Annotated in this window: 15 protein-coding genes; 4 read left to right on the top strand and 11 right to left on the bottom strand. The window is 60.2% G+C overall.

Annotated elements, in window-relative coordinates; genetic code table 11:
* The first annotated feature begins 66 nt into the window (after positions 1-66).
* Positions 67-297, top strand: a complete 231-nt coding sequence (locus F1642_RS14065) for a hypothetical protein (protein ID WP_194886508.1) — start codon at positions 67-69, stop codon at positions 295-297.
* Between the two features lie 452 nt (positions 298-749).
* Positions 750-1,031 (top strand): helix-turn-helix domain-containing protein, encoded by a 282-nt coding sequence (locus F1642_RS14060; protein WP_194886507.1) that lies wholly within the window; start codon positions 750-752, stop codon positions 1,029-1,031.
* Positions 1,032-1,176: 145 nt separating this feature from the next.
* Here the strand turns inward: F1642_RS14060 and F1642_RS14055 are convergent, their stop codons facing one another.
* From F1642_RS14055 to F1642_RS14035, 5 genes are all read right to left on the bottom strand, one after another.
* On the bottom strand, positions 1,177-1,476 hold the full coding sequence (locus F1642_RS14055) for an H-NS family nucleoid-associated regulatory protein (RefSeq protein WP_206692781.1): 300 nt from the start codon (positions 1,474-1,476) through the stop codon (positions 1,177-1,179).
* A gap of 86 nt (positions 1,477-1,562) precedes the next feature.
* Positions 1,563-2,521, bottom strand: a protein-coding gene (locus tag F1642_RS14050) for an IS630 family transposase (RefSeq protein ID WP_127898215.1) whose coding sequence is annotated in 2 segments (ribosomal slippage) — positions 1,563-2,177 and positions 2,180-2,521 — 957 coding nt in all. Because the reading frame shifts where the segments join, the coding sequence is not laid out codon by codon here.
* Between the two features lie 144 nt (positions 2,522-2,665).
* Positions 2,666-2,998: a hypothetical protein gene (locus tag F1642_RS14045; protein ID WP_194886506.1), complete on the bottom strand. Its 333-nt coding sequence runs from the start codon at positions 2,996-2,998 to the stop codon at positions 2,666-2,668.
* Between the two features lie 301 nt (positions 2,999-3,299).
* Positions 3,300-5,174 (bottom strand): ParB/RepB/Spo0J family partition protein, encoded by a 1,875-nt coding sequence (locus F1642_RS14040; protein WP_194886505.1) that lies wholly within the window; start codon positions 5,172-5,174, stop codon positions 3,300-3,302.
* A 259-nt stretch (positions 5,175-5,433) separates the two neighbouring features.
* The gene (locus F1642_RS14035) at positions 5,434-5,802 is read right to left on the bottom strand and encodes a DUF3768 domain-containing protein (protein WP_194886504.1); all 369 of its coding nucleotides are present in this window, start codon (positions 5,800-5,802) and stop codon (positions 5,434-5,436) included.
* A 49-nt stretch (positions 5,803-5,851) separates the two neighbouring features.
* Between F1642_RS14035 and F1642_RS14030 the strand changes: the two genes are divergently transcribed.
* Positions 5,852-6,784 (top strand): IS5 family transposase, encoded by a 933-nt coding sequence (locus F1642_RS14030; RefSeq protein WP_045984280.1) that lies wholly within the window; start codon positions 5,852-5,854, stop codon positions 6,782-6,784.
* Between the two features lie 186 nt (positions 6,785-6,970).
* Here the strand turns inward: F1642_RS14030 and F1642_RS14025 are convergent, their stop codons facing one another.
* The 4 genes from F1642_RS14025 to F1642_RS14010 all read right to left on the bottom strand — a co-directional run bounded on the left by F1642_RS14025 (position 6,971) and on the right by F1642_RS14010 (position 9,646).
* The gene (locus F1642_RS14025; RefSeq protein ID WP_131573811.1) at positions 6,971-7,300 is read right to left on the bottom strand and encodes a hypothetical protein; all 330 of its coding nucleotides are present in this window, start codon (positions 7,298-7,300) and stop codon (positions 6,971-6,973) included.
* Positions 7,301-7,358: 58 nt separating this feature from the next.
* Positions 7,359-7,898 (bottom strand): thermonuclease family protein, encoded by a 540-nt coding sequence (locus F1642_RS14020; RefSeq protein ID WP_194886503.1) that lies wholly within the window; start codon positions 7,896-7,898, stop codon positions 7,359-7,361.
* Positions 7,899-8,020: 122 nt separating this feature from the next.
* Positions 8,021-8,791 carry a helix-turn-helix domain-containing protein gene (locus F1642_RS14015; RefSeq protein WP_206692780.1) on the bottom strand — a complete coding sequence of 257 codons (771 nt, stop codon included), beginning with the start codon at positions 8,789-8,791 and terminating at the stop codon, positions 8,021-8,023.
* Positions 8,792-9,091: 300 nt separating this feature from the next.
* Positions 9,092-9,646, bottom strand: a complete 555-nt coding sequence (locus tag F1642_RS14010) for a hypothetical protein (RefSeq protein ID WP_131573814.1) — start codon at positions 9,644-9,646, stop codon at positions 9,092-9,094.
* 309 nt (positions 9,647-9,955) lie between these two features.
* Between F1642_RS14010 and F1642_RS16635 the strand changes: the two genes are divergently transcribed.
* Positions 9,956-10,309: a phage integrase N-terminal SAM-like domain-containing protein gene (locus F1642_RS16635; protein ID WP_205963139.1), complete on the top strand. Its 354-nt coding sequence runs from the start codon at positions 9,956-9,958 to the stop codon at positions 10,307-10,309.
* Here F1642_RS16635 and F1642_RS14000 read toward each other — a convergent pair.
* Both F1642_RS14000 and F1642_RS13995 read right to left on the bottom strand, forming a co-directional pair.
* On the bottom strand, positions 10,202-11,218 hold the full coding sequence (locus tag F1642_RS14000; protein WP_205963140.1) for a DUF4105 domain-containing protein: 1,017 nt from the start codon (positions 11,216-11,218) through the stop codon (positions 10,202-10,204). The two genes, F1642_RS16635 and F1642_RS14000, sit on opposite strands and share 108 nt — an antisense overlap.
* Positions 11,211-12,356, bottom strand: a complete 1,146-nt coding sequence (locus F1642_RS13995) for an alpha/beta hydrolase (RefSeq protein WP_194886502.1) — start codon at positions 12,354-12,356, stop codon at positions 11,211-11,213. Before F1642_RS13995 ends, F1642_RS14000 begins: the two co-directional genes overlap by 8 nt.
* Positions 12,357-12,449 lie beyond the last annotated feature (93 nt).

The raw sequence follows: 12,449 nt of genomic DNA, 5'->3' as shown, positions 1-12,449 counted from the left end.
TCCAACTATGAATCCTCGGGGATCAACTTCGAGGTTAGCTTCCTGTTTGCGTCCGACCAGAAGCTGATGCGCGTCGACCTGACACCCCTATCGGATGCCGATTGCCCGAAGCTGGAACGTTTAATCCATGCGGCTTACGGCACCCCAGAAGCGGAAGATAAAATGGAGCTGATTAGCAATACGAAGTGGCGGGATGCGGCTAACAGTAACCTGCTGTCCTTGGTAAGACTCAACCAGGGCATATGCTCGCTAACGTATCAAGCCATGCCTACCGTCGGCGCGACGGGCGGTCTGTGAGTAACCTGCCACGGGCCTTCTGACCGAAGGCGAGGCGTCCTGTGGGCAGGCTGGCCCTTGCGCGAGCGATCGTGACCCGAAGGGCCGAGACTATCGCCCTGAGCCGACTATTGCGCCCCCGCGCGGGCTGGCTCGGAGAGACAGGCCGCGCGGGATAAGGCGCAAAGGAGGGGCAGGCCGCGCGGGATAAGGCGCAAAGGAGGGGCAGGGGGATAGGCTCGGGGCGCAGGCCGGTGCAGCCGGCCAAGCCTAGAGCGCGGTCCCTCGGGGCGTGCGGCCCAGGGCGATCAGCCCTAGACCGCCCGCCCCGAGGGACGCCGCCACGATAGACGCGCTACCGCCCCCGGCAAACAGCCTCACGCGTGGATTTTTACGGAAAGATGAATTGTTGCCGTTATCGGCAATCATCCCTACTAGATGATTCAACAACCGTCTTATGGGGGCTTCGACCAATGACAGAAGAAACACGCGGCAGGAAAGTTGAAGTTTTTTCGCTTGGGCATGTGCATAGTCTTATGGATCGGCTCAAGCATGTCAGGACAAGCGCGGATATGTCTCAACGGGACATGGCGGAAACAATTGGTACGCCGTTCCGAACCTATTGCAAGATCGAGTCTGGAGAGCGCGACCTTAAGGCAAGTGAGCTTGCCATTGTCCTCAAACGCTGTGGAATAGATGCCAACTGGTTTCTGTTCGGGACAGGTCACAAAGAAAAAACAGCGCACGGCGACTAAAGCGAACAACGAAAAAAGCGGCCCGCAGGGCCGCTACTTTCTGACGGGCTAGTGTCACATCCATTTATTGGCCGTGACGTGCGCAGTGGGCACAATGCCGCCCGTCGCGCGGGCCAGGGTGAAACCCTGACCCGCATGATCTGACCTAGATTTCAAACGACGAAAGATCAGCGCCGTTCTCAACGGCCTCTTTGATCCATTGCGGTTTGCGTCCTCGACCCGACCACGTTTCGTCTTGATTTTCGGGGTTCCGATACTTTGGCTTTGCTCCAGCACCGCTGCTTTTCGGGCTGACGGGCAAGTCAAACAGTTCCTCGATGGTAAAGCCGTATTCCTTCGCCGTTGCCCTGACAGCCTTCTTTGCGTCAGTCTTGCGTGTTTTATCAAGATTGCGCATCGCGTCTTCAATCTGCTTTCGCTGTTCTTCCAGTTGGGCATAGCTCATTTCAGTTACGTTCATCAGCTTCTCCGGTTCGGTCGCTAAGGTTGTTCAGTCAATAAGTGGTAGCTCCAATCTAAAGCGTTTCTGTATTAACCTGATACATACCCTGCCGCGTGGAAGTAGTTCCAGCACTCCTGGGGTGAGAACATGCTGCAGATGTCACCAAGGGCTTTGAACAGGTCATCGAAGGTTCGTGCGCCCATTTTGCGGAGATGCGCCTTCAGCTTCGAGAAAGCCTGCTCGATGGGGTTCAGGTCGGGTGAATAGGGCGGCAGATACAGGAACCAACACTTGGCGTCACGGATGGCTTCGGCGGCCTCGACGTTGCGATGAGTGGCCAGGTTGTCGAGGATGACGACCGTGCCGGGCGTCAGTTCCGGGGTCAGGACATCGCGGACATAGGTCGCAAAGGCGGAGCCATCCATCGCGCCTTTGATCACCCAGGGCGCAATGAGCCCCTCCGACGTGAGGCCTGCGATGAAGGTCTGTGTGCCCCAGCCACCGAAAGGCGCGTCCATCCGCAACCGCTGGCCGCGGCAGGCGCGCCCTCGCAGTCGGGTCAGGTTCGTCTTCACGGAGGTTTCGTCAATGAACACCAGCCGTTCGGGCTGGCGACGCATAAAGGGAATGCGCCGCTCCTGCCACTCGTGCCGGGCTTGTTTTACACGGGCGCGGTGCTGTTCGGAGGCCACCAACGATTTTTTTTATAGGTGAAACCAAGCCGCTTGAGCAGAGCCGCAATCGAGGAGTGATGAACCTTCACGCCCTCGGCCATGGCCAGCGCATCGCGCAATTCATAGAGCGTGATATCCGGATCCTGGGCGACCAGCTCTTCAAAAAAGGCCTGATGCGGCGCAAGCTTTCCGCGCCCGCGTGGCCGCCCCTGCGGCGCGGGCACTGCATCCCCGTGCTGCCGAATTGCCCGGGCCCAACGAGACCCCGTCGCAGGCGAGAGCATCAATCGCGCCGCGGCAGCTCGCCCACTCAAACCCTCTTCGAGACAAGCCTTGAACCGCGCACGCAGCGCATTCGGTAAAGGTGCTGACATGATCCATCCTCCTAGAAAGGATGAATCACAAGCAGACCCCTATGAAAATCCCATGATTCCGGGTTTTGCAGAAACGCTCTAAAAGAAAAAAAAGACCCCGCCGAAGCGGGGCCAGTATTCCTCACCACAAGGAATGGGGGGTGTTCAGTCGAACGACGATTGCCGTTCTGGGAATGGAATGCCTTTGCCGTGTCCGGTTGGCGCGACAATCAGCAAATCATGTACAAGGCGATACCTGGCTCTATCTATCTCGTTGTGCAGCTCGACTACTCTAAGGAGGCAGACAAGAAGAAAGCCAAATAGGATCAATACTGCGGCCATCGGCACTGTGGGATTCTGAATGGATAAACCCACGTATCCAATGCTGCCGACTACAGATGCTGCAAAACCCGCCGCCCATTTGTAAAGAGTGTTTTGCGTCTCCGCCATACGGTCGCGTTCGCACTCATGGGAAAAAAGTCTTTCTTCAAATGTCATGGCAAGTCCGCTCCTGTGTCCGGGGATTTGCTAACCCGTATCGTATGCCATTTTATTCAAAATGGCCGGTTGAACCTAAAAACCAAGCTCGGTGAAATTGCGATCTTGGGATGATCCTACGCAACCGGCGCGGCATCATCCATCCACTATACCCGGCAAGATAGATGCGATGATAGAGGAAATTCATGACTGATATCGCCTTGGTTGAAGTCGGGTTTAGAACGGACAAGCGTTTCGCTATTTTACGTATCTTCTCATTTCTTGTCTGAAATTAGGGCGGCGCTTGCCGCCCTAATTTGTATCAGAAGCAGTCCGGGGTCCAAGCCTCGATGCGGGCCTTCTTGTCCGCGTCGATCCGCCATGCCTTCTGATACTCGGCATCGCTGAACAGCCGCTCCATGCACTGCGCTTTTTCAGCCTTTTTCTGCGCCTTGTGCGCCTTGAAGCCGTTCCCCTGCGGATCGCAGCCGGTCAGTTCCAGATGCAGCGCGTCCAGATAGTCGGCACTGACACGGCTGAAAAAGTTCTCGGCGGTGGGCGTCCAGACCTTGCGGATACCGGCCCCGGCATCGGCCTCGATCAGTCCGAAAAACTCCGCGCTACCTGCGCCATAGGGCAGGGTCCGCGCCACGCTCTCGACCAGCGTAGCGTTGCGGGCTTTCTTGCCAGCGGCGACGAAAGTGCGGAAGGCGGTCGCCAGATCGTCCACCCGCAACTCCGGGCGGCTCCATGCCTCATGTCCCGCAGGGGCATGGGTCAGCCGTTCGGAAAACTCCAACCCCTCGGACTTGCTCGGGCAGTTGTTGGGGCGTCCCGGCGACAGGTCGAAAACATGGGTGCTGACACCCGATGCCAGCGACATGCCGAAGGCCAGCAGGTCAAAGATCATTTCCGGCTTGTCCAGCAACGCGGTCTGGATCGCGGCCAGCCGCACGGCCTTCATGTCCTCGACCAGCGCGCCGGAATAGGGCGACTTGGGGGCATCCTCGACGCTGGTCGCGCCGTGGCGCGTTGCGGCGTGGCCGGTCAGAACCTGCGTCTCGATTGCTTCCTCCCGGTCATAGGGGCTGACAAGGGGGTTGGTTACGCCAAGCCGTCCATCGCTCCCCACATAGACGAACACCCCCGCCACGGCGCGCTGTGCATCGGTGTAATCTCCGTCAAGGATTGAGGTCAGTTCGGCTAGTTCGGCTTGGCCTACCTCGTCCAGAACGTCGCCGTTCGCCAGTTCGGCCAACTCGTCATAACGCTCGGACTGTTCCTCGGTCAGTTCGCCCTCGACGCGGTAAACCCGGTCCATCTTCTCGGTGGTGCCGTAGGGGATATAGCTGTCGGTCGAAACATCGGCCCATTTCCAGACCTCCCCGACCTTCGCCGCTTCCTCTTTCAGTTTTTCGATGAACAGGCGGTCCAGCAGGTCGGCATCGTGCAGCGCGGTCGTTTCGCTGAACAGATCGCGGATCAACCGCCCGCCTGCGGCCTCGTAGGTGTCCAGCCCGACAAACACGGCGCGGCGGTCGGTGCCGCTGATCGCGTCGGGCTGCAAGGCGCGCTTGATCTGGTGTTCCGACAGGTCGCGGCCCTTCACCTGGGCCAGAACCTGCAAGGTCAGGGCCTCGTCCTGGGACACGGTAAAGGCTTTCGCCATGCCAAGGCTGATCTGACCTGCCTTCAAGGCGTCCAGCACGGGGGCGGGAAGTGCTGCCAGCGCAAGGCGGCGGTAAACATGCGCCTCGGTCTTGCCGAAGCTGCGGGCGATGGTGGACACGTCTGCGCCTGCATCCTTCATCCGGCCATAGGCACGGATTTCATCGGCGGGGGCCAGGTCCTCGCGGGCGGCGTTCTCGGCGCTGGCCCATGCCCGCGCGGTGGCCTCGTCGGGGGCGATGCGGACGGGAACGGATGCCAGTTCCGGGTGGCGCTTGGTCACGGTCGGGTCACGCTCGACGGCGCGGGCAATGGCGCGCAGCCTGCGGCCCCCGGCGACGATGCCGACGCGACCATCCGCGTCAACGGTGCCGGACAGGTTCTGGATCAGGCCGATCATGGCAAGGCTGTCGGCCAGCAGGTCGATCCCCTCCGGGTCCGCGTCCTGACGCGGGTTCATGTCGGAGACGTAGAGTTGGGCCAGCGGGAAATACTGGATCGGGGCGGCGGCGATAATTTCGGTTTTCATGGTGTGTATTCCTGTGTGCGACGATTATGTTATGGGTGCCTTGTCCAGTGTGAGGGCAGGACAAGGCGGGGGGCTTAAACGGCCCCGTGCTGGTTCAGGAAGCGGCGTCCGATTCCAAAGGTGTCGCCCTTCCTGACAAGCGCCCATGCTTCCGCGAGGCGCTGTTCCAAGATTGCATTGCTCATGTGTTCACCCCCTTTCCGGTTGAAGCTGCGGGAAGCATCGGCCTGCTAACGGAGCAAAGCAGGCCGATCTCTGGTCAGTGTTCGGACGGCAGGTAGAGCGTCAGAACACGGCGCGTCTGGTCGGGGTCACAGGCACAATCGGGCATCGTCGCGCCGTAGGTGTAGGCGGTGTCGTAAAGGTCGATCTTCCAGAAGATCGCCGAACCATCGGCCTCCACGCGCCCAAAGGAATGATCCTCCCAAGGGTCGTTTTCTTCAGTGAAGTCGGTGAAGTTGATAACCTTCTCCATCAGGGCGGATTTAGTCGCCACGGGCAGCGCCTCGAAGCCCGGCGTGACGACAGCGCGGCCTTTCAGATGATGGTCCCGCCACAGGGCTGCGAAGCCCAGGCAGCGCCGAAAGGCATCATTTTGTTCTGCGATCAGCAGGACCTTGTTGCACATCTCAGTGATGGGGATTCACTGAGCGCGTCCTGAGGGTTAGGTCGAGGGCATGCCGAAGCCTTCCCCGATCCGCTACCGCACGACGAACTGGTCAGACTACAATGCGGCGCTGCGCAAGCGCGGCTCGCTGTCGGTCTGGTTCGATCCCGAGACGGTCTGGCACGCCGACAAGACCGGCAAGCGCGGGCGACCCGAGACCTTCTCGGACGCTGCCATCCAGACCTGCTTGACCCTGAAAGTGCTCTTCGGGCTTCCGCTCCGGCAGACGGTCGGGCTGGTTGAAAGCCTGATCCAGATGGCGGGGCTTGATTGGCCGGTTCCGGACTATTCGACGCTGTGCCGCCGGCAGGCGCGGATCGCGGTGCAGGTCCCGTATCGCGCGTCCGGGCAGCCCCTGAACCTGTTGATCGACAGCACCGGTATCAAGTTCCGCGGGGACGGCGAGTGGCAGGCCCGCAAACATGGCCCGTCACGCCGGAGGCAATGGAGAAAGGTCCACCTCGCCATGGACGCGGGCACCGGGGATGTGCGCGCGGTCGAGTTGACCTCGAGCCGCCAAGGCGACAGCCCGCTGCTGCCGGAGCTTCTGGCGCAGATCCCGCCGGAAGAGACGATCGGCACGGTCACCGCAGATGGTGCTTACGATACACGACGATGCCATGGCGCGATCATCGACCGAGGAGCGGATGCCGTCATACCGATCCGGCGCAATGGCCGCGCCTGGAAAGAAGACTGTCCCGCTGCTGCCGCGCGAAATGAGATCCTGCGGGCAACCAGGCGCTTGGGCCGGGCGCTCTGGAAGAAGTGGACCGGCTATCACGTCCGAAGTCGGGTCGAAGCTCTGATGAACTGCCTGAAGCTCTTCGGCGAGAGGATCATGTCACGAGACCCCGCCCGCCAGACCGCCGAAATCCAGATCCGCATCGCCATCATGAACCGCTTCTCGGCCCTTGGCAGGGCCGAGATCGAAGCCGTCCGCTGAAGAATGGCGGGAAAGGGGGCAGTCATGCTCGGGGCTGATTTGCGCAACATCGCCGGGCTGAGGTGCAGGGTCATGGTCACTAGAACAATACGGGAACACCAGCCATAACCCGAACCCCCCCTGCGGCGTCAAGGATGGATTGGGAAAGTCAGACCTCATGCCCGCTCCGCGGGCCTCGACTGCCCGTTAGGTTGCCTGCGTCTGCTTGATGGTAAGCCCGATGGTTTGACCAGAATATTTCGCGCCAAGCATGAAGCCAGCGGCCCAGGTCCTGATGCGATTATGGGCTTCGATGGGGTTGTGGGTTTCATCTTCGGACAGCAGAAGCTCATAGACCGCAATCGGGTTCTCCCCGTCCTTGGTGTCGCACAGGCTGAGCCGGATAACGCTATCAGATTCTGTTTCCTGTCCCCGCTCACGCAGCTCTGTTGCGGTCAGACTCTCCAGAACCAAAAAGCCTTTTGTACCTGGTGGGGGCAGAAGATCGAACAGCAGCTTGAGGTTCTCTTTCATCATGCCCTCCTGTTTTGCAGGCAGTGTAGGCATTAACGAAAATATCATCCTAGTTGAACCATCAATTTATTTTTCTCCAGTCACTCGGCGTCTCGAAAGCTCCAGACCAGATCCCCCGCCGTGCGGCCTTCGCCCGATCCGCACCGGCAGCGTGGCGGCGGTCGCGGTCGTAGTAGGGCACCGCCCAACCGTTCTCGATCATCCATGCCGACAGGCTGACATTGGCGACGGCACAGTCTCCAAGGATGCGACGGTAGCGGTCCCTGCCCTCTGACTGGCATGCCACGGGCCTGCGGGCGATGAAGTCTGACAAGGCTAGTGCTGCCTGCTGTCCGCAGCGCCAAGCGCGGCCTTGCTGGTCAAAGCAAGGTTGCCGGGATTCAGGGGCGTCTATGGATACTAGCCTGATCCGCTCGCCATGGATTTCAATGGTATCTCCGTCGATCACGCTAGCCTGCCCTGCAATACTGTTGGCTAAGCCTGGTCCTGCGATAGTGCAGCACAGTGCGGCGATTGCAAAAACCCTATTCATCCGGCGCTTCCTTCTTTGAAACGATCCCGTATTGCTCTCCGGCCGCAACAGGCTGTTATTCACAGCCATGCAACCGTGCCTTCAGTGCTGGCGGTGGCTCTTGATGTGCATCGGGTACCGTTACGTGGCCTATCCTTCATAGATTGAACCGCCGTAGGGACGCGATAACGTCCCTGTATGTGCTGTCAGCATCATGACCCTGCATAAGAATAAGAGGTAGATTGGTATTCAGTCCGCTTGGCAGACTCGCGCAAACCGATAGCTTTACCCAACCGGGCAAGCTCCTTTCCAAGCGTCGAATCCTCGATCACGAACTCTGCAAAACTCCCAAGATCGAGCGTAGCGATATGCTCCGCTTCGATAGCGGCGCGATCTGCTCGGGCAGCTTGGTCATCATCTGGCGCTGCTGGTTTTCCAGCCCATCGCCCAAGAAGCGCAAGGGCGCGCTTTGGTGCGGACAGGCGATAGGCATTACTGACCTGTCGGATCTGCGGTCCCCGGCCTTCGTTCGGGGCAGGCTCATAGCGGCGCAGCCAGTCCAGAAAGCCGTGATCGCGCAGCGCCTTCAGCGCCCGCACAACCGCGTCACGAGACCGGCACAGCTTGTCCGTGATGTAATCAAGGGACGGGTCAAGTCGGCCCGACTTGAAGTTTACCAGATTGGCAAACAGCGCCAGAACCTCCAAGGCGATGCCTCCGAGGGGGCCGTTCCGCTTGCCGGGCTCTTTGTTTGCGCGGTCATACCGTTGAGCTGCCATTAGCGTCTTCTGCACGTCCTGACGCGACGTCCCACGCCAAAATGATCCTTCGCATGATCCGGCACGGAGTGAATTGCGACGGACGGGTTTGCGGTCGATTTCACCGCTATCGCTGCGCGCGCCATTAACAACGCCGTCTATGCGTTTGAAAAAACTGCCGCGTTCTGCGGCCTCTCCGGTATTCATCTGCTGCTCCTCGATCAAGAAGCGCGGTGTCCGCAGGCAAGCCGTATCCGTTCGCACAGATGCGCTTTTGCTCTTGATTTTCGGGAGTGGGAGGATAACTATAGCAGGTGAAATGTGCTGCTAATTCAGGTCGCCAAACCTGTGTTACCAAACCCAAGCCCCCTCGTGCGGACCCCCGCGCGGGGGGTTTCCTTTTGGGCTGGTGGTTTTATCTGATTCTGCTCGTCCCTCCCTTTGCGGGCATTTTGCCGCACAGCCTACGACAGAGGGGCAGGTGCGGCAATTGATAGTGCGTGGGTCGGCGGCCAACTACCAGCATCAGTAGGTCTGCCATATGACTTCGGAAACCTGGCCGGTGTGGTCCCGCGTTCGCATGACGATGCCCCGGCGTGTCCCGGCTTGCTCTCCGCCGCGATAGCCAACGCGATCTTGGACCCATGCCGGGGTATTTCCGAGACGGATGCCAACCCAACGAAACTGTCCTTCCGTGTCATAAACCCCGCGCTGCGTTGAATCGTTGATTTCGATCCCTTCGCTGTTGCGCTGTCCACGGTAGTTGACGTGATAGACCTCGATGCCGTCGCGATAGCCTCGTATATCATCCGTGAGTCCGTCACTGCCCAGATTGGGTATCGGTGGCATGCCACTCGCCCGCATGGGGCAATTCCAAAGCTGCAAGGGTGGCTCAATCGGCCAGGGCGTCACGCGACGGATCATTTCTGCCCGCGCTGCTGTGCATTCGGCTGACGCAGGAAAGCCACCCGCCAGACAAAGCAGGATCGCGCAGTCGATAGAGTAGGCGTCAGCTTTAGGGGCTGATGCCAAAGCCGTGGCGGCACAGACGACCGCTCCAAGCACCTTCAATCGCATCATCGACCTCCTTTGAAGCGCAGTAGCATACGAAAACATCGCCTGACAGGATAAATGAAATGTTGAATCATTCAATATGGTTCACTTCAAACGTTTCTTTATATCGGTCGTACCAGACTGTGCCCCGCTCAATCGTGTCAGCGTGTGAGTCTTGAAGGCATACAAGATAGGCATTTAAAGCGTTTCTGCAAAAACCGGAATCATGGGATTGAACGAACCCGCTGACGCGGGAGGGCGTCGCTCTTGGCGGGAATGGCCTCCTGATGAGAAGGTTTGGTTGCTGAGACCAACCTTTGATCAGGAGACCATCCCATGGCTGATGCCACATCAGCGGTTAGCCCGCTGCGTCGCCGTATGATCGACGACATGACGCTTCGCAACCTGTCGCCGGCCACACAACGATCCTATCTTCATGCCGTTGCAAAGTTCAGTCGGCATTGCCACCGCTCACCGCAAACTTCCGCTCTTTCCCTCGGGCGTACGAAATCCGGGGATGACACCCTCTATGTTTTGCGAAGGAAAGAAAAGTCGAGGATAACGGCGGAAGCAAGGCGACGGTCAGCGCCGGGGGGGATCCTCGGCACGGATGGCAATGGAATAGGGAATGGCGGGGTCGGCCTGCTGTGCTTTGGCGCTGATACGGGCGTCAGTCCTGACCTCCTCTAGCGGCAGCCCGGCGCCGGTCACCCTATGGTCATGCAGGTAATCTGGCAGATAGCCGGATAGAAGGATGCGCCAGTCCATCGGGATGCCCGGCTCGACCACCCGGGCCAGTTGAAAGATGATCGTGGTGCAGTTGGCGGTAATCGTATGATAGAAGGCGGGCTGCGCGGCCAGCTGGTTCGCCTTGTCCAGATAGGTCAGGAACAGCGCCCGGCGTTGCGACGCTGTCAGGTCCAACGGGTACAGGGCGACATCCTCGCGGCGCATGGTGGTCCGCAGCCGAAGGATGTCCGCTTCGTCGGCGGCAATCATCACCAGTTCGAATTTCTTGAAGAAGCCGCCGATCTCGGAAAAGGATTCGTGCCGCTCTCGCCGGATCTCGGCTGAAAAGGTCAGGAAGGCGCCGTCAGAAAAGCCGAAGCTGATCAGCGTATGGGCGATGGCTGGATTGCCCCATGTCGATGTTGCTAGATCGACTGAGGACAACGCGCCGATATCATAGCGGCGCGTTTCCCAGTGCGGGGTAAAATGCTGTTCGCTGCGCCACTCGAAATTGCGGACATTCTCCAGAATGGCGGTCTGCCCCTCGATCCGCGCGGTCACGCCATGGGCGACATCTGGCGCCCAGTCCCGATCGCCCGAGGGCCGGATCGTCAGCCACCATCCCAAAGCCACGGCGACGAGGGGCAGCAGCACCGCCCGGCTCGCGCCGCGTCGCCCGGCGGCCCGAAGCGCCAGAATGGCAAGGGCCGTCACGCCGACGGCAAGGATCCAGAACCAGCGCGCGAATCCATCCAGCTGATACCTCAGGGCCAGCCCCACCAGGGCTGCGGCGATCAGCACGACAAGCGTGAAGGCAGCCCCGGCAAGCCACCGTCGTCCACGCCGGGTCTGCGGGATGGTCCTACTCACCCGCCAAAGCCTCGCCCACGATCGAGAATGGGCTGGAAAGGGTGGCGCCGACCGTGTTGAATACAAAGGCCCCTGTGCGGCGAAGACTAGGGCCAGGGCCGTCTCCTCCCTCCCGCCCCCGATTGGCGTAGAAGGAGGCCAGCCTGACGTACCGGTCATGGTTCAGGCCGTCCGAAGCCTCGACGCTGGAGATGTCGATAATCGCAAGCTGGGCCTTGCGCGCAGCCTGCTGCACGGCCGGGTCAGTGATGTCCAGCGCGCCGATGCGCGCGCGGGAGCGGCTCAGCCGGTTGCTGACGCGCAGCGCTTGGTCATCGGGCGAGACCAGCACTGCCATCGGCTGCGTCATCGGGCCGAGGACCTGCATCTGCGCGCGGAACACATCGACGTCGATATCGGGCGCCGCAAGCACGACGGTCAGGCGGTCAAGGATGTCATTTTGCCCCGACAGGCGCAGCTGGCGCAACGCCTCGACCGTCAGCCAGCCGCCCATCGAGTGGGCAAAGACGGTGATCGTGCCGATGCGCTGGTCCCGCGCCAGCGCCGCCAGCAGATCGGCCAGCGCATCGCGCGAATAGGTAACGGATTCCTTGTCGGCCACATAGCCCGCAATGGCAGCCTGAGAAGGCCAGGCGAACAGGATCGGAGTGTTGTCCAGATCGGCATCGACCGTCATTTGGGTCAGCCGGTACAGCGCCTCGGGAAAGTTGTAGTTATAGCCGTGCACGAAGATGAGCACGTCCTTTCTGCTGTCTTGCGATGCGGCGACCTTTTGCAGGAAGCCCTGCCGGGTCAGGATGCTTTGCCCGACCGTGGCAAAGCTGGTCTGCGGGTCGATCTCTTCGTCCGGCCATTCGATCACGCCTGGCTGATGGTTGGGCGGCACCGAGATATCGAAGGACGAGTAGTTCGGCTGGCTGGCACGCCCCGAGGTGAAGACATTAGCGTTCTCAGCCGCCCGCTCACGGGTCGTGGCGGCATAGATGGTGACGGTCTGCGCGCCGGGAACGCGCGCCTCGATCGTTCGCAGAACCTCAGGACCGGGTCTGGCAGCGCACCCGCCAAGGAACAGGGTGATGGCCATAATCAAAAGGCAGGATGCCCTGTTCGCGTGCAAGCACCCTTGAGCGTTGGTCATTCCAGTTCTCCCATTATCCATTGTTCCAGCCGCCGCTGGCTGTCTATCAAACACGTCCCGCAGGCCGTTACCGCTGATCTGCACCCGATTTGC

It is taken from the genome of Paracoccus sp. NBH48, assembly GCF_015390265.1.
In the GTDB taxonomy this organism is placed as follows: Bacteria; Pseudomonadota; Alphaproteobacteria; order Rhodobacterales; family Rhodobacteraceae; genus Paracoccus; species Paracoccus marcusii.
Note: the sequence above shows the minus strand (reverse complement) of the source record. Positions and strands in the feature narration are given on the sequence as shown.

Coding starts and splice junctions, on each gene's coding strand:
- F1642_RS14065 (WP_194886508.1), top strand. CDS start 67: ATGCGCGTCGACCTGACACCCCTATCGGATGCCGATTGCCCGAAGCTG.
- F1642_RS14060 (WP_194886507.1), top strand. CDS start 750: ATGACAGAAGAAACACGCGGCAGGAAAGTTGAAGTTTTTTCGCTTGGG.
- F1642_RS14055 (WP_206692781.1), bottom strand. CDS start 1,476: ATGAGCTATGCCCAACTGGAAGAACAGCGAAAGCAGATTGAAGACGCG.
- F1642_RS14045 (WP_194886506.1), bottom strand. CDS start 2,998: ATGACATTTGAAGAAAGACTTTTTTCCCATGAGTGCGAACGCGACCGT.
- F1642_RS14040 (WP_194886505.1), bottom strand. CDS start 5,174: ATGAAAACCGAAATTATCGCCGCCGCCCCGATCCAGTATTTCCCGCTG.
- F1642_RS14035 (WP_194886504.1), bottom strand. CDS start 5,802: ATGTGCAACAAGGTCCTGCTGATCGCAGAACAAAATGATGCCTTTCGG.
- F1642_RS14030 (WP_045984280.1), top strand. CDS start 5,852: ATGCCGAAGCCTTCCCCGATCCGCTACCGCACGACGAACTGGTCAGAC.
- F1642_RS14025 (WP_131573811.1), bottom strand. CDS start 7,300: ATGATGAAAGAGAACCTCAAGCTGCTGTTCGATCTTCTGCCCCCACCA.
- F1642_RS14020 (WP_194886503.1), bottom strand. CDS start 7,898: ATGGCTGTGAATAACAGCCTGTTGCGGCCGGAGAGCAATACGGGATCG.
- F1642_RS14010 (WP_131573814.1), bottom strand. CDS start 9,646: ATGATGCGATTGAAGGTGCTTGGAGCGGTCGTCTGTGCCGCCACGGCT.
- F1642_RS16635 (WP_205963139.1), top strand. CDS start 9,956: ATGGCTGATGCCACATCAGCGGTTAGCCCGCTGCGTCGCCGTATGATC.
- F1642_RS13995 (WP_194886502.1), bottom strand. CDS start 12,356: ATGACCAACGCTCAAGGGTGCTTGCACGCGAACAGGGCATCCTGCCTT.